The following is an 18,703-nucleotide window of genomic DNA, read 5'->3' as shown; positions in this document are numbered from 1 at the left end:
GCCGGCGAAGGATTCAGCGGCCGGCGTCATACCTGCCCCCCTGTGGCGCGGTGATGCCTGTGTCCGGCTGCGCACTGTCTGCGGGAGGGCCTGCTGCCTGTGGCCGGAGAGGAACACCGTTGGCGTGGCCGTAACCGTACGTCTGCTGTGCTTGGCCCTGAAGGGCTTGCTGTTGTGCCTCCTCGGCCACACCGCCCAAGGCGGCCCGGCCGGCGCTCTTGACCGCCAGTGGCACCAGCGTGGCGAGCTGTTGGACGGCGGACAGTGCCCCTAAGCCGACCATGTAGGCCACGAGCGGGTTCACGCTGTGCGGGTAGGTCGCGGCGAGGGCGCCCGTGGGGGCCCCGCTCACGAACAACCGCAGCACCGCGGCGACGCAATAGCCCGGCCAGCCGGGCGCGGGCAACTGCTCCTCGCCGGGCCGTACATCGGGCCGGCGCCGAGGAGGCTCGATCGTGTCCGGCTGCACGTTCCATGGCATCTTGCGGTGCCACTTGACGGACTTGATGACGTCGACGGCCTCCATGGTGGCACCACCAGCCACCCCCACCCACGCGGCCATCAACCAGTCCATGAGCTGAGATTAGAAGGCCGCGCAGTGTCAGGGAACGACCTCGCAGTATTCGCCAAAGTCACACGGCATCTTCACCCTGCGTGATCACGACGGGCAACATCACCGGCCACGCCGACTACACGGAGCAGGGCAGCATGATGCGGTCCGCCGGGGATCATCGCCGTCCACGCAGCACCCGCGGGCGCCGTCCGCCGTGCTACGTCGATCCCGGCGACCAGCAGCTATTGAGGTTCCCTGGGTCGGTTGGACCTCGGCCCAGCCGGCGTGACAGGCCGGGCTCCAGCGCAGCGTCAGGGTCCGCCCGAGCGCCCGGAGACGGTGCACCGTGACCGCGTCCTGGTCGCACCGCTGCCGATACGGATCGAGTCCCCGGCAACCGACCGGACGGCACGGCGTACCCGACCGGGACGCCGTCGGGTGCAGCGGCCAGGGCCAGGTCGGCGCGCCGGCCGGCGCACCCTGCGGAACCGGCGCGTAGTCTCCACCCCAGTGATGCCATACCAAAACGGCCGCCAGCGCACACACCCGACCGCCGCGGCCGCCGCATGCCGTCGGCCGCGACGCCGCTTACTCCCCCGCAGGAACGGTCGCTTCCTGCCCCGCTCCGGTCTTCGGCGACGGGCCCCGGTCCAGTGCCCTACGGAGTCGGTCGGTATCCGCCCAGACGTCGGCAGCCGCTTCCCAGACCACCCGTAACCTGCCACGTTCCGCTTGCCCCAGCCGGCCCAGCGCGTCGACGGCTTCCCAGGGAGGCAGCGAGCGGCCGCCGAGGTAGCGAGCGACCGCCGAGGTAGCGCTGCCAGGAGCTGACGCTGAATCCGGTCTTGGCGGCGAGCGACGTCAGGCTCAGCTCACACCGGTCCTTGCACGGCCGCAACTCTCCCACCAGCCGCTGCAACTCCACCGGTGCGTCGTCGCGTTCGCGCCGCCGACGGGCTGCCGTCCGCTCCTCCCACCCCGCAACGGCAGCGGGCCTGCCCCACCGCGCCATCGTACGAGCGCGCCGAGCCACTGCCGTCCGGGTCCGCTTTCTGGCACCGCTCCCGATCACATGGAATGGGAGAGCTGTTGACGCACCCATTCAGGATCGGGGTTGACGTGCGGTCGGCCCGCCACGACGACGGTCGGCACGGTCTCATTGCCATCGTTGGCCGCCCTGACCGCTGCCGCTCCAGCCGGGTCACGCCAGATGTCGACCCAGTGCAACTGGCGGGCGCTACGGCCCAACCGGATGCGCAGCCGCAGGCAGTACTTGCAGCCCGACCGCCAGAAGACGACCGGCCGGCCGTCGACCGCGCTGCGGCGTTGTGCCTCCAGCGCACCGATCGACCTCGGGAAGATCAGAGGTGAGTTGACGCCTGCGAGCAACACAAACGCCAGCAGGAGCGCTGCGGCTGCGCCGGGTTTCCCCCTGAAGACCAGCCCCGTCGCAACGACTGAGCCACAGAGCACAAACAGCGTCGGCAAGATCCAAGCGCGCGTCATGAGGACTCAGGCTATCGGCGAGCCGAAATGCAGCTCCAACCAGGCCGCTCACCTGGGCGTTCGCCGGACGGCCGGGCGGCCTTCGGCCGATCGTGTGCTCCGACCAAGGATGCACGTGACCACGACGAAGGCCGTGAGGGTGAGTCTGCTTCCCGGGGCCGATCCGGGGGAAGCGTTCGCGGTGGCGGCACGCTTCGGACATTGGTGGCCGAGCATCGACGCGGGCACGGCGCCAGGTACGAGGCGTTGAACCGCAGGCTGCCAACGGACGCCTAGGGAGCGTCCTTTGATCATCTCGGATCAGGCCGCGGCGCATGGTGATCGTGATCCGAGAGAGGCGCGTCGGCGAGGGACGGCCGTTATTGCAGCCATATCCCGTCGCGCATGATGACTCTCCCGCGTAGTTCCGGCTCGCCGCGCCAAGCGCGCACGGTCCTCGGGACGACTCGTAGATACAGAAAGGAACCCTCTTCCACGCGTGGATCCCACCCGAACTTGTCGGCGAACGCCTCCGCTGCGCCTCCGGGCACCTCTTGGTCCGGGAAGCACTCCGCCTCACCTTGGAGGAGCACTACGTCGAAGGTGTCCGGTAGTGCCAGGCGCACGCGCGGCTCTTTGCGGACGTTCCGCGCAGTCACGGAAGTGGCGCTGGTGCACATCCACACTGCTCGCCCATCCCACAAGAACCACAGCGGCACCTGGTGCGGCCCGTGATCAGGGTGAGCCGTCGACACCCATACATCCCGCTCGGCAACGAGCCGCTCCAGAGCGTCGCGCATACGCTCCGCCGTCTGGCGGCGAACGATTCCCGTGGTCTCCATGAGGACCGACCCTAGCCAAGCAGGCACGAAGCGCGCCTGAGGCGCAGGACCTACTCCCAGCGACCGATGCCACCGAACTCGATGGGCAGGAAATCGGCGGTCCGCCTCCTGGGTGGCCGGGCCGGCTCGAGTGGGCCGCCGATCGGTGGCCGTCTTTCACATGGCTGTCCGGCCGAACTGGTGTGGCCCCGCCCGGGAGCGTGGCCGTCGGGAACAGTGGACTCGGCGGGGCAGCCCGTCCCCGGGAAGACACGGCTCGCTGACACCTCGTACCGGGGTCCGGCACTCGGCACCCGGTGGGCCGTGTTGATCGCCCACCACGGCATGTCGCCGATCCAGTCCCCGACACCGCCGGGAGGAGGGTGGGTCAACAGGCCCGGGAGACAAGCGCCTTGTACTCCACGTCGGACAGGTCTGTGGCCTGTACGTGGGCCTGGACACCGTCGAGCAGGTTCCGGAGCGTGCCGTAGCCGGAGGAGTGCGCGATCCTCTCCTCGGCGTTCGTCCCCGCCGGGCACCAGGAGATCAGCACCGTCTTCTCCTGACGGTTCCCGTCCGCTGTGGCGAAGTGCAGGTCGTGGACGACGTACCGGGGCTCGTCGGGCGGCAGGGCTTTCAGTAGTTCGTCGTGTGTCAGGTTTCCCTTGGCGTCGGGGATGACGGTCTCCAGGTTGTCGCTGAGCCGGTAGATCACTGTGTTGATGTCCCGCCTGCTTTTCAGCTCCTGGAAGGCGCTGATACAGCTGTCGTCCACTGGGATACCACCGCTCACGACGAGTCCTTCTGATCATTGGGAGAGCAGGCCAAGCGGATCAACGAACCGGCTCCCCGGGAGGTTCTGGCCCGCTTGCCCGGTTCGTTGCGAGGGACGATCGTGATCAAGCGGTCAGGCCCTGTCCCTCCTGGTCTGGCCGCACTCGCGGCGGTGGTCCAGACGCCCGGCGTCAGCGGCTTCTTCGGCCGTACGCCCCTGCTGTACGCCCCTGGGCCCCTAGGCCGGGCCCTCGCCCTCACCTCCGCGACCGAGCGAGGCCCCGGCCCTCGACCTCAGCCCTTGCCGAAGTGCTCCGCGGGGAAAGCGCCCGCTGCCCTGAGGGTTCTGGTGAAGGCGCCGGCCAGCTCGGTGAGGCGCGCGGTGGCGGCAGGGCCGAGGTGGTCGTACGGGGCGGCGTCGAGGCGGTCGGTGAGCGCTTCGGCCTCACCGCGCAGGGCCGCGCCCGCGTCCGTGAGGTCCCCCGCCTCATCCAACAGCCCGCGCTCGCACAGCCGGTCCCGGGTGGCGGACCACTGCTGCGCGGACCACCCGCGGGTCCGCATGAACAACGCCGACGTCGGCGCCGTACCGGTGGCGTTGTGCAGGACGAGGGCCTCGATCCCGGACAGTCCGGCCACCGCCAGAGCGGCGAGGTGGCCGTCGCCCCGGTGCTCGCGCAGCAGCGTCGCGGCGTGCCACAAGGCCAGGTGCGGTTGCTCGGGCACGGAAAGGACGGCGTTTGCGGCGTACAGCGGCCGCGCCTCGCGACGGCACGCCTCGGTGGCGCGCAGCGCCAGCTCGGCCGTCTCGACCATCTCCTTCGACATGAGGGCCTCCTCCCCGAGCAGCCGTCGTAGCGTCCCGTCCGCGCCGCGCAGCCGGGCCGCGAGGACCGCCTCCGGCGTGGTGACGGTCCACGCGGCGGGGATGTACCGGGCCACGTGCTCGTGGTTGAAGTTGTAGAACGTCGCTGTGACGGTGCCCGCGCCGACCTCTCCGAGTGGGGCCGCGCGGCCCGCGAAGTAGGCCATGGCGCCGCGCTCCAGTCCGAGCGCCGCGAGTTCGTCCTGCTGCTCCGGTGCGAAGTACACGGATGTGTGCACGGGATTGACGACGTTGTGGCAGCGGCGTCCCGCGCTGGCCTCGAATGCAGTCATCTCGAATGAAGTCATCAGGACGAGCCGCCCGGAAGGATCGGCCGACCGTACCCGGGCCTCACTGGCCGGCCCACGGTACGAGGACGGCTCGGGCGAGCGTGTGCTGGAGGATGAAGAAGCTGAGGGCGGCCGGGGTCGACTCCGGGGTGATGCCGAGGGCCGTCACGGACGGTATGTCGAGTGCGTTGACTGCGATGTAGTAGCGGTGTCTGCCGGTTCCCGGCGGTGGCGCGGCGCCGACGTAGGCGGTCGCGCGTACATCGTTCGAGACGTGGAAAGCGCCGTCCGGCAGGCCGCCGTTGCCGGGCGTGCCGGCGCCGGCGGCGAGGGACGTCACGTCGGCGGCGATGTCGGCCGCCGCCCAGTGCCAGAAACCGGACGGGGTCGGGGCGTCCGGGTCGTACATCGTGACGACGAAGCTGCGGGTGGCGGCCGGGAAGCCGCCCCACGACAGCTGGGGGGAGCGGTCCTCGGCTCCGGCGGCGCCGCTCATGGCGGCGAACTGAGCCACCGGCAACGGACCCCCGTCGGTGACGTCCGCGCTCGTGACGGCGAACTCGGGAACGGCGGGCGTGGTGTCGTACGGACTGCTCATCTGGTCTCCCAATCAAGCCAGGCTTGCACCTTCTGACTTTCAACAATCAACCATACTTTTAAAAATGCTGCCAGCTGTCAAATGTCGTAGGATCCGACCCGTGGCGAGAGAAGCCGGGCAGCAGACCCGCAGCGAGGTGGTACAGGACCGCATCCGGGCCGACATCCTGGGCGGCCGGCTCAGGCCTGGCCAGCGGTTGAAGTTCCCCGAGCTCAGCGAGCAGTACGGGGTGAGCACCGGCGCCGTACGCGAAGCCCTGCTCAAGCTGGTCGCCAAGAACCTGGTCAGCTCCGAGGCGCACCACGGTTTCCAGGTCACCGACGTCACCGCTCGCGGGCTGGCCGACCTGACCGACACCCGCACCGAGATCGAGTCCCTCACCCTGAGCCGCGCCATCAGCGAGGGCGGCCTCGCGTGGCAGGCTCAGGTGCTGGCCGCCCACCACACTTTCGAGCAGACCCCACGCGGCGACGGTGACCAGCCCAGCGAGGACTGGCTGATCGCCCACGCCAACTTCCACACCGCGCTCCTGGCCGGCTGCGCCAACCCCCGGCTACGCGACCTGGCCGCCTCCCTGAGAGAAGAGGCCGAACTGTACCGACGGTGGAGCCGACCCACACCGGCAGAGACGCAACGCTGGACCGACCAGGCCGTCCACAAAGAACACCGCGACCTGCTCGACGCGGTCATGGCCCGCGACAGCGAGCGGGCCGACGCCATCCTGCGCCGCATGATCAGCTCCACGTCCGGCATGGTCCTGGACACCGAGCCGCACACATGATGCCCGGCTGACGATCGTTGCGAGGTGGAGTGCGGCGGCCGTCCGCCGAAGCTCGACCCGGAGGACCGTGCCGGCCACGTATGAGGAGCGGTCACTGAGGGGCCAGGCTGCGGCCTGGACGATCTCCTGCGGGTCGGCCGTGCGGCGCAGCGGGGTGTGCGCCGTGAGTCGCGCTCGGAGACCTGGGGATCCCTCTCCCAGGTGCGTATCATCTCGGTCGCCGTGGCGCCGGGGGCGATGGCGTTGACACGAATGCCTTCCGCGCCGTAGGTGACGGCGGCCGACTCGGCGGGCTGTTGACCGTCCGTTTCATCGCACCATAGGCGGGCAGCTCGGGTGACCCATCAGGCTCCCGACGGACGAGCGAAGTCGCGACACAGGTGTTCTTCCAGATCATTTGAGCATGCGGACAGACTGAACTGTTGAGATCGCGGCATGATCGAAGAGAGCCGCGGGTTCGCACGACAGCCCAGGTGGTGCACGTCCAGCCCCATAACATCCGTCACCAGGGAACAGGGTGAACGGGGCAGCGAGCACCTCGCCGACAAAGAGGTCCCCCCAGGATCGCGCGCCGCTGGCCGTAGGGCCGGGCGAGCAGCTCGGTGCCCCCGGTCTCAATACGTCGAAAACGATCAGGTAGGCGGGGCGTTCGACCGCGGCCTGGACGGCGCTGCGGCCCAAGGCACCGAGCCCGGCGCTGCAGCTCCCCGAAACGCAGCCGTCCCTCGTGCAACCCAACGAGCTCACCGGGCTGGCGTCTGGGAGCCCGAATCCGGTTCCGGCTGCTCGACGGGGAGCAGCGCGCGCAGGCTGCCGAAGACCCAGGTGTCGACGGTCTCGGGGTAGCACTTGATCCAGTCCGTCGGCGGGAGCTCGTGCGGTTCGTCCAGCCCGTGGCACCACTGCGAGATGATGTTGCCGCCGTGCGCGAGGTCCTTCACTGCGGACCGCAGTTTGACGGCGTGTCGCAGGATGCGGTCGCTGTTCGGGGTACGACTCATGCTCTGTGCGCCGTGAACTTCGGCGCCGCCGGATTCTGCCGGTGATCTCCCGCAGGGGCCCCGAACATTAAGAGCCTGGGAAAGCTCCGCTACGTTGTCGAGCAGACCTTTGCCCTGCTGCACCAGTTCAAGCGCCTGGCCGTGCGGTGGGAGCGACGCCTCGACCTCCACAATGCCTTCGTCTCGCTGCGCTGCGGCCTCATCTGCTGGCGACGGCTCAACAAGGCTGCCGGACCGTGATCGCGGAAGCCCCCGTGGCGGCAAGTTCCCTTGTAGAGGGCGGCGAGTACGCCGGGGCACCCTTCGCGCGCTCGCTCGCTACTCACCTGTCTCGTGCTCCGAACGATCCATGGCCGGAGGCTCGTTGTAGGTGATCACGACCGGCGCGTTTGCCTCCGCCCGTACGCGGTCCGACGCCGTCGCGATCTCCTCGTAGGTCCATTCCCTGTACAGGCGCTCCCCGTGGGCATCGGTGATGTCGATGACCACGCTGGTCCACTCCTCGGCGGGCTGTTCGGGGACGAGTCCCAGCTCGTACGTAGCGTCCTGGAGGAGGGATTCGGTGACGCGTATACCGGTGAGCCTCTCGGCCAGAGCGAGGACCGCCGCCTTCCGGTCGACGTCCGGGGCGCTCTCGTCGTGCTCTCCCTCGGAGGTCAGAGGGAAGCCGACTTCCCGCAGCAGGGGGACCAGTTCATCGGGGGTGTTGCCGTCGCGCGACGAGGGGCCCTCGAACGTCGTACGGAGCTCACCGTCCTCGAACCAGTGGAAGAGGTGGATGGGCTTGCCGCCGTTGGTCGAGTGCGCCACGACCCGGCCGCCCTTCGACAACGTCTCCACGCACGGCGCCGCAATCCCCAGGCCACCGTCGAAGCCGAGGACGAGTGTCCAGTCGTCGTTCTCGCCCGGAGCGCTGAAGGCGCCCGCGACGTAAGACTCGTCCCAGTAGTCGTAATCCACCTCGGCGCGGTGAGCGTCGTCCGCCTCGATCAGCCCGGCCGTGCCCTCCCCGGTGCCGCGCGGCTCCGCCTCCATCGCGCGCAGCACCTCGCGCGGGGTCCGCCCCCGTATCAGTGTCAGGGTGTATCCGCTCTCCAGCATGTGGCGGAAGAGCGGCGAGGTGCGGATCCAGGCGTAGTCGCGCGCGGTCACCAAGTTCATACGGCGCAGTGTGCCTGATGCCTCTGACAACGCCCGGTACAAGCTGGTTCTTACAGCTGGAGCTGGTCCTCGGGTCGCGCCGCCAAGTCCGTGTCAGCAACATGATCGTGTTACGAGCTCTGAGCGCGGAGCCTCACCGGAGAGTTGGGAAGAGTCACTTCGAAGCGAACTCTTCGAGCGGTACTCTCACATCAACGCGGGCAATTCTCCGCGTGGTCGAGCCTCGGTGCAGCAAGTGACCGTGGAGGTTGCGGTGCCCGTTCGCGTACCTGAAATGAGAGGACCGCCGACAGTCCCGTGCTGCGGTACTCGACTCTTCCCATCCGAGAACCGCAAGGCTTCCTCTCTGGTGAGCGATCCCAAAGAGAGCCAGTGGAAGGCTGATTGGCCTGCCGGTGCATCCCCCGTCGCCGGCAGGCCATCCATCAGCCACTGACTCTCGTCCTGGAAGGCTCAACATGGAAGCTGCCGGGTGGGTGACGGCCGCCTTGGCCGGCATCGCAGGAGTGGTATCCCTTCTCGGCTACCTCTTCGATCAGGTGCCGCCGCTGTCGCAGAAGGCGATCCGGGCCGTCCGCTCCCTCCGTGCCCTTCGCGAGGAAGTGAAACGCAAGTAACGCAAGTGATGTGAGGCCGCCACACCGGGACCGGTGTAGCGGCCTCACCGTTGCGCGCCTCCAAGCCACCTACCAACTTCGATGTCAGATCAGCGACATCTGTTCGCCTTCGCCGGGCCTCTTCGGCGGTACGTACTCAGGCGGGGCATCCGGCGCGTTGCGCTCCGTCCGCAGCCGCTTCTTCCCTCGGATCGACCCGATGGTGTTCAGCGCGCGCGGTGTCGTCCCCATCGGCTATGCCGCCCTCGCCTTCGCCCTCGGCGTCCTCTTCCGCCGAACCCTGCCGGCGATGGCCACCACTCTCGCCGTCTTCACCGTGGTCCAGATCGCCATGCCCCTGTGGATCCGGCCCCACCTGGGCGAGGTCCGCGACCTCCGCCGTCAGCGTCGTCGGCAGCGCGGGGTACTGCGGTGCCGGCGCCGGTGGGACCTCCGTGCCAACAAGGCCCCTCGGATAGCTGTTGCCATCTTCTCGGTGCGGCTCACGTTTACCGGGAGTGTGGCGGTACCGCTCTCCGCTTCCGTGTCGTGACGTGCATCACCTGGTGGCGGGTGCGGAAAGTTGTCGGAGGCTTCAGCCGCCATTCCGCTTCACATGAATCACACAGGTCCCGCATGAGATGTGCACATGAACGACGTATTCCGGAATGGTTCTCGTCTCCCCGGAGCGGTGTGTGCGTGTGCCTGTAGGCCCTGAATTTTCCCTGTTCTGTTCACGTGTTCTGTGTCTATGGTGAGCGCCGTGTGCGGTGGATCTTGACCAATCCGGACACACGCGTCTGTCATTCGGCGACCGGGGGAACACCGTCGCCCACGGGGAGGGGCTGCTTCGCCATGCCGTCATACCGGCCGTCCGCGCACGCTGGTCCAGCCCGCGCTGTGCGCCCCTGACTCCCGCTCAGGACCGCTGTTCTCCCCTTGTCTTCGACCGGGCCTGACCGGGCCCGCCCCCCTTGAACGAAGAAGGAGATGCTCTGTTGCGCCCCAGACCGTGGTTCCGTATGCCCGGAACACGAAGATCCAGATTCTTCACTCCCGTCGTCACGTCCGTGGCCACCCTGGCCGTCCTCGGCGGCCTGGCTATCCAGCCCGACCTGCTCGGCCGTGGAGCGGACGCCGACCCGGCAGGCGCCTCCTACGACTGGAATGTGGACACGGCTGCCGAGCAGTTGCGGCAGGACCAGTGCCTCATGGCCGATGTACTGCGGCTGGGCGGCCCGTCCATGGCCACGACCGCGCAGGACGGCCTGAACCAGCCCGCGGACAAGCTTCATACGCTGGCCGACCGCAAGAGCTGGGAGAGGACCCCGCTCGCCACCGCGTACCAGACGGACCGGGACACGGCGGGCAAGGAGCTGGACGCCCTCCACGCTCTGCGGACCGGATGGCAGAAGCCTCTCGACGGTCTGACGAACCCGGCCGGTTTCACCGAGACCGACTTCCACTGGCCACCGGGGTCCCCGGGAGACGGCAAGGAGGACTTCTACGGCCAGACCGGTCTGACGAAGTGGACCGCCGACCGGTTCTGGAAGAACGACGGCGACTTCTACGCCGACTCCACGCCCACGGCGGACGCGGCGACCCTCAAGGCCGTCGACGACCTGGGCAGCCCCCTCTACGGCAAGGACCCCGACCCTGTCGGGCTGCCGACCGACGAGTGGAACCGGGCCCTCGCCGAGCGGGACGCGTTCAAGCAACTGCACGGTGTTCCAGGGGAGAACGCGGGCGCGGACAACGCCCGTATGTTCCTGGCGTCGGGGGGATTCCCCCGCACCGCCCCGCAGCCGGGCACGGCGGAGTACCGGATCGCGGTCGAGGACCTGAAGTCCCGGTTCGCCGCGTGCGCGTGGCGTGACCCGATCGATCCCGACAACGTCCTGGGCGACGTCTCCGGCACGGCCGCCACGGAGTGGCAGCAGGAGATCACCGCTCAGGCCACGCAGCGCAACCAGATCCTGAACGCCAACAAGGACGCCACCAAGTCCCTGGCGACCGGCGCCAAAGCGCTGGGTGACCTGCTGGGGTACTCGTGGGTCGCCGACCACCTCGCGCGCTGGCAGGACTACTGGTCCGCGGGCGGAGCCGGCTGGGTCGGCGACGCCCCGGCGGTGATCGAGGTGCACGCCGCGCAGGGCAAGTGCCTCGACGTCGAGGGCGCGAAGAAGGACAACGGCACCCCCGTCCAGCTGTACACGTGCAACGGTTCGGCGGCGCAGGAGTGGAAGGTCTACGGCGACGACCGGGGACTGCACCTGCAGAACGTCAACTCCCTCAAATGCCTGGACGTTTCGAACAACAACCCGGCCAACGGCACGAAGATCCAGATCTGGACGTGCAGCGGCTCCCCGGCGCAGACGTGGGAGTTCAACCTCCGCGCCACCGGCAGCCTGCGCAACGTCGGCACCGACAAGTGCCTTGACCTGCACGAGTACACCAACGGCTACAACTCGTGGCTGTACACGTGCAACGGCAGCGGGCCGCAGCAGTTCGACGTCACACCCTCCGGGCACACCGGCACCGTGCCGCCCAAGGCCCAGTTCGACAAGGCCAAGGCCGGCATCACGGCCGCCCAGACGGCGGCGAAAAAGCAGCTCGACGTCCTCAGGACCCAGCTCACCGCCGTGAAGAAGGCCGCCACCGCCTCGAACACCGCCGAGCAGGCCTCCTACACCATCGCCGACACCAACGGCGCGCCGCGGGGACGCGGTCTGCTGGTCGGGCAGCAGAAGGCACAGGTCACCCAGGGTGCTGCGGCCGCACTTGAGGCGATGGTGAAGGCCGGCGAGACCGCCGAGGCCGCCACCCGCGCCTCCGGCGGCGACAGCCAGACCATCGCCGAGCGCGCGCTCGCCCAGGCCGCGCAGGTGAAGGCGGAGTTCCGCAAGAAGGCCGCGGAGAAGGCCGAGTTGCAGGCCAAGGCCGCGGCCGACGCCGCGAAGGTGCACCGCGACAACGCCAAGAAGGACAAGGAGACCGCGGAGGCCAAGCTCACCGAAGCGGTCAAGGCGGAGGGGGATGCGAAGGCGGCCGCCGCCGACGCGCACGCCAAGCGGCTCGCGGCGGAGGCCGAGGAGAAGACGGCCAAGGCGGAGAAGGAGAACGCCGCCGCCAGCCGCGCCGAGGCCGCCGAACACCGCAAGAACGCAGAGTCCCAGGCGACGAAGGCGAAGGACGCCAAGGACAAGGCGGAAGCCTCCGAGAAGACCGCCGAGGACCGGCGCGACGACGCGGTCAAGGCGAAGGACCACGCCCAGTCCCTGCGGGACGACGCCTGGGACGCCGAACAGAAGGCCGACGCGGCCCGCGCCAAGGCCGACGCCAAGGACGCCTACGCCGACTCCCTCGACTCCGGTGACGCGGCGACCGCTGCCCGGGCCGCCGCGAACGACGCGGACAAGGCGGCCGACGACGCCGAGACCGCGGCGGGCAGGGCCCGCTCCGAGGCCGACGCCGCCACCCGGGCGGCAGCCGACGCGGATGCCGCGGCCACCCGCGCCGAGGCCGCCGCCAAACGGGCCCGCTCCGACGCCGACGCAGCCCAGGCCGACAAGCTGAAGGCCGACGCGGCGGTGAAGACCGCGACCAGCGCGGTCGCCGACGCCATCAAGGCCTCCCAGGACGCCGCCGCCGAGGCCAAGACCTCGGTCAAGCTGGCCAACGAGGCCCAACAGCACGCCAAGGACGCCAAGACCCAGGCCGACGCCGCCAACGCTGAAGCCGTCAAGGCCGTCGCCGCAGCCGCGAAGGCGGCCGGCTACGCCCACGTCACCGCCCAGGCGGCCGTGGACGCCGGCCAGGCAGCGGAGCAGGTCGCCAACCCTGCCAACGACGCCATCCAGCTCGGCTCCCCTTATATCGACACCGACTCCGCCGCCGGCCTGGTCGTCCTGACCGGACAGGCATCCAAGTCCATCGCCGGCCAGCAGCGGGCCGTCGCCGAAGCACACGCCAAGAACGCCGCCGCCGAGGCCCAGGCCGCGAAGAACCTCGCCGACCAGGCACAGGGCGACGCCAAGGAGGCCTACCAGCACGCGGCCAACGCCGCCCAGTACGCCGCCGACGCCCGCACCTACTCCAAGGACGCCCTCGGCTACGCCGCCGACGCCGCAACCGCCGCATCCAAGGCAGCCGCCTCACTCGCCCGCACCATCGACTACGACAAGCAGGCCGCCGAAGACGCCGCAGCCGCCGACAAGGCAGCCGGGAACGCCGAAAGCTACGCCAAGGACGCCCGCGCCTCCGCCGACCAGGCCGAACTCGACGCCTCCGCCGCACGGGCGGCAGCCTCCCAGGCCGAACAGGACGCCAAGGACGCCCGCGCCGCCGCCACCCGCGCCGACGCCGCCGCAACCGAAGCCGAACAAGCCGCCAAGGACGCCGACACATACGCCAGACAAGCCCAGCAAGCCGCAACTGAGACAGAGAACAAGAAGAACGGACAGCAGATCCAGACGGGGACCATCCTCGACTCGGACGGCCACATCGGCAACGTGTTCTATGTAGTCGACCACTACGAGAACGTCGGCGAGCCGGAAACCCTGTCCAAGACGTCGGCCTGCGACGACTGGAAAAGCAGGATCGTCTACACGGGCGACTGCACTATCACGGCGCAAATCACCTACAAGGCGATCCTCGACCTGTACCTGTGCGACACCGAAGACTTCAACCCGGAGTACAACATCTGCCCCTCCGAGGCGGCGGTGTATCTCGGCCAGCAGCCGTCCAAGGAGATGACCAAGGAAGTCACGCACAACATCACGATCGCGGAGTTCAACGCGAACGTCGACCCGATCGACATCCTCTTCGGCAGCTGGATTGACTGCGGCAAGAAGATCGGCTCGATGCTCAAGATCTCGGGCAGTGGAGGAAACTGGGGCGGATGCGGCTGGGCTGCTTTCGACGTCGCCAGCCTGTTCGCGGGCAAGATCGTCCGGCCGATCGCCGACGCGATGCGTGCCGTGGATGCCTCCCTGCGAACCGGCATCGGCATTGCTGACGCTGTGAAGGCGCTGCGTACGCTGAACCTCGACGCGCAAGCAATGGCGCGGATCGAACGTTGGGCGGAGATTGCAGAGAAGACGCGTACGGCGTGCCCGACTAAGACTCCCCCCAGCACCACACGCGGACTGATTGCTGGAGCCTCGGCCAAAAATGTCCAAGGCGGCAATGTTGGCTGCATTGTGACAGCCGTGGAGGGTCTCGAATCTGCGGCAGTAGCTGTTGGAAAGTTCAAAAAGCCGGGAAACATGAGCGGAGCCCTGTATCTGGAAGGGCTTGACGAATGGCTTGCCGTATCGAGTGGACGTGGAAATCTTCCCGCAGGCTACATTCGACCTTCGGGTGCAGGAGACTTCTACCACCATCTAGAGGCTCAAGCAGCAGCTGCAATGCACAGGACAGGAAGAAAGTTTGGGCGCCTCTTCATCAGTGGCGACTATATCTGTGGCGCATGCGCCGACAGGCTCCCGAAATGGCTTCCTAAAGATGCGGTTCTCGAAGTGACCTACCGCACGAGTGACGGAGCGATAGAGACTGTCCCATTCACCGGAGTAGGGTAGAAAAGCGACCGACCCCGACAGGTCTTCCTGTCGGGGTCGGAGCCGGTTACTCCCGATGACATCGCTTCGCTGCATCTACTCGATGCGTCCAGATTTCAACCAGTCGAGGTTGGAAATCTTGTCCAGATAGGTCATGGCGGCAGGCTCCTTGCTTCCGATTTGGATCTGCACATACCCGGACTTAAGGCCCCACGGAGCATGATCCTGAAGCGCTGGGCCGACATCCGCTATCAGCGAATCACCCATGAATACTCGATGTCCAGCACGCGGCACTCGCCACCCGCGGAAAGAAACTTCCGTCATAGGTGCCAAAATTTCTGAAAGCAGCTCCTCTTTCACTTCGTCGCACACCCTTCGGGATGTGGCATTGTGGGCTGCTTCATTGAGGGCGTTGTGAGTCAAGAATTCGGGAAGGCTCTCTGCGCACTTTCCCCATTCTTCGTAGAGCTGTCCCTCGTAGACGTCCGTGGGGCTGCCTGGATCGAAAGCCCATACCTCATCGCCAGCGTCTGTCATGAAGATGGCTTTTCCGTCTTCTATTGTGATTTCCTTTGGTGCCCTCATTCTTCTTAGAGTCATGAGCGGCCTTGTCCATTGAGAGGAGAGCTCATGCCAGTCCTTCAATGGCTCAGGCAGCCATGCATGCGGGCCCGACAAGCGGCTTGACGAGGCGTCGGGCGGCCCGTACCAACTGGTGAGAAATTGCGCCAAGTCGACGCTCACGGGATCAATCATGAGGTGATTGTCTCACGGATGGGATGGGGGATATGGGTCCTGCTTGATGCAACCGCATTCCAGTCAAGGTAAGTGGCAAAGTGGCCCTCCAGGCCTACCTACCCAGCCTGTGAATCTGGGCAACGCACGTCCCAGCCCTGCTCTGGGCAGTGGCGCTATGGAGAGCGCCATCGCTGGGACACTCGCAGAAGCAGCGGGCCCTGGAGACCACGTTTCTCAGCCTGGCTGTGGCGATGACCTTCGCGATACCTGCCGTCAGCGAGAGGGCGGACGCCCTCACGGGCGTAAGCAGCCTCGGCTACCTCATGAAGCACATGCTCGGAGTCGTCTCGGCAGCTGCCCTCCTCGACTTCATCATCGTGGTGAAGCGGCCCGAAGGATGGCATCAGCGGCTTCGGCACATCATCGCGGCCATGTGTCTGACGCTGATGTCCGTTGCCTTCGCCCTTGCGCCCAGTCAGGGTCGGGAACCGGACGAAAACTTCAGCGAACACCGTCCGTCCACCTGGGCACTTGCGCATGTCGGCCTCTTCGCCATGTACATCGGCATCGCGATGATCTTCACGACCATCCTCTTCGCGACTGCAGCCCGTCACTCCAAGGACCGATGGGTTCGCACCGGCCACTCGATGCTGAGCTTGGGCGGAGCACTTGGCGTCCTCTACGCACTCCAACGCTTGGGCTACCTTGGCCGTGTCGCCCGAGGGCCCATCACGGCGGCAGACTTCGAGCACGCCGCCATGGTCTCAACTGCCCTGAACCGGCGGGTCGCGCCGCCCACCGACGACCTGAAGCCACGCGTCGGCGCTGCGTACCCGCATCGCGGAGCTGGGCGGAGCCGCCGCCGTCAATCTCTCCGCCGGCGTCACGGACGTGATCCTCCTGGCCGACGGGGCAGGGGACCGCCGCATGCCCCACATCACGGCACGCGGGTTGCCGGTCCACGACGCCCACTGGCTCACCACGCTCACGTCGCCATCGGGCAACACCGAAGAGGCGGAGAGGAGCGACCCGGCATTCCTGGGACCCTTGCGGGCCGGGAGGGCGCGCATCCTGTCCGCGACCGTGCGGCACGAACGCGGTCGCTGGTTCGTCTCTTTCCAGGTCGAGACCGCGCGGGAGATCCGGCGCGTCACCCGCCCTGACGTCGCGGTCGGGATCGACCTCGGCGTGAAAACGCTCGCGGTCCTGGCCGACAGCACCGGTGAAATCCGCACCATTGCCAACCCCCGGCACCTCGACACAGCGCTCAGGCATCTGCGCCGGGCCTCCCACGTCGCTTCCCACCGCCGGACCGGCCAGAAGCCGTCGAAACGGTGGGAGAAGGCCGACCCGCCGCAACAAGGTGCATCACCGGGTGGCGAACCTGCGCACCGACGCCCTGCACAAGCTCACCACTGCCGTGACCGCCGAGTTCGGCAGCGTCGTGGTCGAGGACCTCAACGTCGCCGGGATGCTCCGCAACCGGCACCTGGCCCGCCGGATCGCCGACGCCGGGTTCGGGGAGATCCGCCGTCAGCTCACCTACAAGACCCTCAGGAACGGCTGCCGCGTCGTGGCCGCCGACCGCTGGTTCCCCTCCTCCAAGACCTGTTCCGGGTGCGGCGCGGTGAAAGCCAAACTGCCGCTGCACGTGCGGGCCTACGAATGCGACGCCTGCGGCCTGGTCATCGACCGGAACGACAACGCGGCCCGCAACCTCGCCGCCCTCGCAGCAACAACAGCACCAACTGGTACCGGAGTGGCCGCAGACCAGGACACCGCCAAGGTGTCGAAGCCTCGTGGAGCCGACCACAAGACCCGCACCACCCGCCCCCGCCGCACGACGGGGACGGGGCGGGCAGGCGGCGCAACCCTGCCGCACCAGCGGCAGACAGAAGCGAGAGACCGTACTCAAGCCCAAGCCCCCAGGCTTCGGTGATGTGACGGACCATCCAGGCCGAAATGCCCGGATTGCCGAGACCTGACTACAATCTCGGCAACGGCGTAGTCCAACAGCTGTGCCAGGGCTTCCCGGACGAACCGGCGGCTGCTGGCGCGTTTGGCCTCCACGACCTCGCTGCCGTCCGGCAGGGCCAGATGCAGGTCGGTGATCCCGGCGGGGGTGCGCAGTCGCTGCGGCCGGTCGACGCCCAGGAAGCCGACGTACTCCTGTACCAGGAACGCCTCCGTGCGATGGACGATCAGCTCGCGCTCCTCGAGGCGGTAGCGCGTGCTCGGTGTGCGCAGGACCTCGCCGTCGACGATGTCGGTGTGGGTGCGCAGGGCGCGGGCGACGGGTTCTTGAAGGCTGTCGTCGTCGCGAGCCTCGCTCTGTGTCTCGATGCCCAGGCCGTCCAGGACGGTGGCGGCCTTCTCGGGGTCCAGGATGCGAAGGCCCATGAAGTTGTCGCCTGCGTTGAATCCGGGGAGGTCCCAGATCTCGGTGTAGGGGATCTCGACAGGAGTGAACGACAGAAGGCTGTAGACGTTGTGCCAGCTGCCGTTGTCCTCGTCGGCGCCCCACATGCTGTCCGCGAAGGCCGCGTTGCGAAAGAGCGCGCCGATCTCGCCGATGCCGCGCACATGGTTCAGGCCGGTGAACAGGACGACGTCTCCCGGGCTCAGGCGCTCCATCTTCCGGTCCTGACGGCCCGTCGCCCCCCAGAACCGGGCGGATCCACCGGGGTGGAACCCCTGCAGTTGCTCGCGCTGCGAGGGGGTCAGAAGAGGTGCGCGCACGGTGTCGGTGAAGTCGACGACGTTGTCAAGCGTGTCGCGCCAGTGCTGGCGGGCTGCAGGGTTGCCGTAGGACGGTTGGATGACAACGAGCGGCACGCGAACCTCCGGTACATGACGGCGTATCCGATCAAGGATGTCATCCACCGTCGACAGGCGCCCGCGTGATCGTCGGGTCTTGCCGCCAACTGTCCCCAGCCGATGGTGCCCGGAGGGGGCATTTGGCGTGTGGGTGTTGCCGACGGCGCCGTCGGCAACACCGAATCGCGACTCGGTCCGGGCCTTCCCGATTCGTCGTCCGGCCGAGAAGTGCGTGAGGGTGTCGGCCTCCAGATCTCGCGGTGCCTGCCGAACAGCGCCGGCGCCGGGGAGCGGTCCGCCGCTGTTCGGCAGGTGCGCAGCCGCTCACGTCGCGGGCACCGTCCGACGCACCGAACACATTCAGCGCCGATCCCGAATGAATTGCAACATGCCCGGTCGGACCTGTCGGCGATCGGAGAACTCTTCGGTCGGCTTCTTCCGGATCTCGTCAATCCACCTTCTAGACACCGAAGTTCAAGGGATCCCAAGAATGCTCGGTGAACTTAGGATTTCGCGATCGCAGCCACGAACTCCGTCTCGATATGCAAATTTGCGACCGGTCGGAGAGGTCCGCATCGACGTGAGCGAGCGCATCCCGGCTAAGACAAAAGTGCATGAACTTCGCGATACCCGCACATCGCCCGAGTTTGCCATCAACCCGAAAT

The 18,703-nt window shown here is 67.7% G+C and carries 17 protein-coding genes and 2 pseudogenes; 6 read left to right on the top strand and 13 right to left on the bottom strand.

The genetic code is table 11. From position 1 onward, the window contains the following. Positions 1-13: 13 nt before the first annotated feature. The 8 genes from OG798_RS47925 to OG798_RS47895 form a co-directional block, all read right to left on the bottom strand. Positions 14-574: a hypothetical protein gene (locus OG798_RS47925; protein ID WP_328759281.1), complete on the bottom strand. Its 561-nt coding sequence runs from the start codon at positions 572-574 to the stop codon at positions 14-16. Positions 575-673: 99 nt separating this feature from the next. Continuing rightward, positions 674-1,099 (bottom strand): DUF2690 domain-containing protein, encoded by a 426-nt coding sequence (locus OG798_RS56785; protein WP_443054118.1) that lies wholly within the window; start codon positions 1,097-1,099, stop codon positions 674-676. A gap of 112 nt (positions 1,100-1,211) precedes the next feature. Continuing rightward, positions 1,212-1,565: a helix-turn-helix domain-containing protein gene (locus OG798_RS47920; protein WP_328760174.1), complete on the bottom strand. Its 354-nt coding sequence runs from the start codon at positions 1,563-1,565 to the stop codon at positions 1,212-1,214. A gap of 56 nt (positions 1,566-1,621) precedes the next feature. Further along, complete coding sequence (locus OG798_RS47915) at positions 1,622-2,059, bottom strand: glutaredoxin domain-containing protein (RefSeq protein WP_121413908.1); 438 nt, start codon at positions 2,057-2,059, stop codon at positions 1,622-1,624. A 359-nt stretch (positions 2,060-2,418) separates the two neighbouring features. Beyond that, complete coding sequence (locus OG798_RS47910; RefSeq protein ID WP_097223591.1) at positions 2,419-2,880, bottom strand: pyridoxamine 5'-phosphate oxidase family protein; 462 nt, start codon at positions 2,878-2,880, stop codon at positions 2,419-2,421. A 367-nt stretch (positions 2,881-3,247) separates the two neighbouring features. Beyond that, the gene (locus OG798_RS47905) at positions 3,248-3,652 is read right to left on the bottom strand and encodes an actin-binding ADF family protein (protein ID WP_095850653.1); all 405 of its coding nucleotides are present in this window, start codon (positions 3,650-3,652) and stop codon (positions 3,248-3,250) included. Positions 3,653-3,927: 275 nt separating this feature from the next. Beyond that, positions 3,928-4,791 (bottom strand): SCO6745 family protein, encoded by an 864-nt coding sequence (locus OG798_RS47900; protein WP_328759280.1) that lies wholly within the window; start codon positions 4,789-4,791, stop codon positions 3,928-3,930. Between the two features lie 58 nt (positions 4,792-4,849). Next, on the bottom strand, positions 4,850-5,386 hold the full coding sequence (locus OG798_RS47895) for a YbhB/YbcL family Raf kinase inhibitor-like protein (RefSeq protein WP_328759279.1): 537 nt from the start codon (positions 5,384-5,386) through the stop codon (positions 4,850-4,852). Positions 5,387-5,486: 100 nt separating this feature from the next. On the opposite strand from OG798_RS47895, the gene OG798_RS47890 reads away from it, so the two are divergent. Then, on the top strand, positions 5,487-6,167 hold the full coding sequence (locus tag OG798_RS47890) for a GntR family transcriptional regulator (RefSeq protein ID WP_328759278.1): 681 nt from the start codon (positions 5,487-5,489) through the stop codon (positions 6,165-6,167). A gap of 51 nt (positions 6,168-6,218) precedes the next feature. On the opposite strand, the pseudogene OG798_RS47885 reads toward OG798_RS47890, so the two are convergent. The 3 genes and pseudogenes from OG798_RS47885 to OG798_RS47875 form a co-directional block, all read right to left on the bottom strand. Beyond that, positions 6,219-6,530: pseudogene (locus OG798_RS47885) on the bottom strand (SDR family NAD(P)-dependent oxidoreductase); the annotation flags it as partial. Positions 6,531-6,910: 380 nt separating this feature from the next. Then, the gene (locus OG798_RS47880) at positions 6,911-7,168 is read right to left on the bottom strand and encodes a hypothetical protein (protein WP_261687369.1); all 258 of its coding nucleotides are present in this window, start codon (positions 7,166-7,168) and stop codon (positions 6,911-6,913) included. A 318-nt stretch (positions 7,169-7,486) separates the two neighbouring features. After that, the gene (locus OG798_RS47875) at positions 7,487-8,329 is read right to left on the bottom strand and encodes a DUF6461 domain-containing protein (RefSeq protein WP_328759277.1); all 843 of its coding nucleotides are present in this window, start codon (positions 8,327-8,329) and stop codon (positions 7,487-7,489) included. 458 nt (positions 8,330-8,787) lie between these two features. On the opposite strand from OG798_RS47875, the gene OG798_RS47870 reads away from it, so the two are divergent. The 3 genes from OG798_RS47870 (at position 8,788) to OG798_RS47860 (ending at position 14,504) form a co-directional block, all read left to right on the top strand. Then, positions 8,788-8,946, top strand: a complete 159-nt coding sequence (locus OG798_RS47870; RefSeq protein ID WP_179436306.1) for a hypothetical protein — start codon at positions 8,788-8,790, stop codon at positions 8,944-8,946. A gap of 199 nt (positions 8,947-9,145) precedes the next feature. Then, entirely contained in the window at positions 9,146-9,478 is a 333-nt protein-coding gene (locus OG798_RS47865; RefSeq protein ID WP_328759276.1) for a hypothetical protein, read from the top strand. A 469-nt stretch (positions 9,479-9,947) separates the two neighbouring features. Beyond that, entirely contained in the window at positions 9,948-14,504 is a 4,557-nt protein-coding gene (locus OG798_RS47860; protein WP_328759275.1) for an RICIN domain-containing protein, read from the top strand. Between the two features lie 75 nt (positions 14,505-14,579). Here the strand turns inward: OG798_RS47860 and OG798_RS47855 are convergent, their stop codons facing one another. Next, positions 14,580-15,239, bottom strand: a complete 660-nt coding sequence (locus tag OG798_RS47855; protein WP_328759274.1) for a hypothetical protein — start codon at positions 15,237-15,239, stop codon at positions 14,580-14,582. A 909-nt stretch (positions 15,240-16,148) separates the two neighbouring features. Between OG798_RS47855 and OG798_RS47850 the strand changes: the two are divergent. Together OG798_RS47850 and OG798_RS47845 are read left to right on the top strand one after the other, a co-directional pair. Then, a pseudogene (locus OG798_RS47850) lies at positions 16,149-16,484 on the top strand (hypothetical protein); the annotation flags it as partial. Positions 16,485-16,596: 112 nt separating this feature from the next. Beyond that, entirely contained in the window at positions 16,597-17,160 is a 564-nt protein-coding gene (locus OG798_RS47845) for an RNA-guided endonuclease InsQ/TnpB family protein (RefSeq protein WP_328759273.1), read from the top strand. On the opposite strand, the gene OG798_RS47840 is transcribed toward OG798_RS47845, so the two are convergent. Continuing rightward, complete coding sequence (locus OG798_RS47840) at positions 17,133-18,056, bottom strand: hypothetical protein (RefSeq protein ID WP_328759272.1); 924 nt, start codon at positions 18,054-18,056, stop codon at positions 17,133-17,135. The genes OG798_RS47845 and OG798_RS47840 overlap by 28 nt on opposite strands. Between the last annotated feature and the right edge of the window lie 647 nt (positions 18,057-18,703).

Source organism: Streptomyces sp. NBC_00271 (assembly GCF_036178845.1).
In the GTDB taxonomy this organism is placed as follows: Bacteria; Actinomycetota; Actinomycetes; order Streptomycetales; family Streptomycetaceae; genus Streptomyces.
The sequence above is the reverse complement of the archived record's forward strand: the minus strand, read 5'-3'. Positions and strand labels throughout refer to the sequence as shown.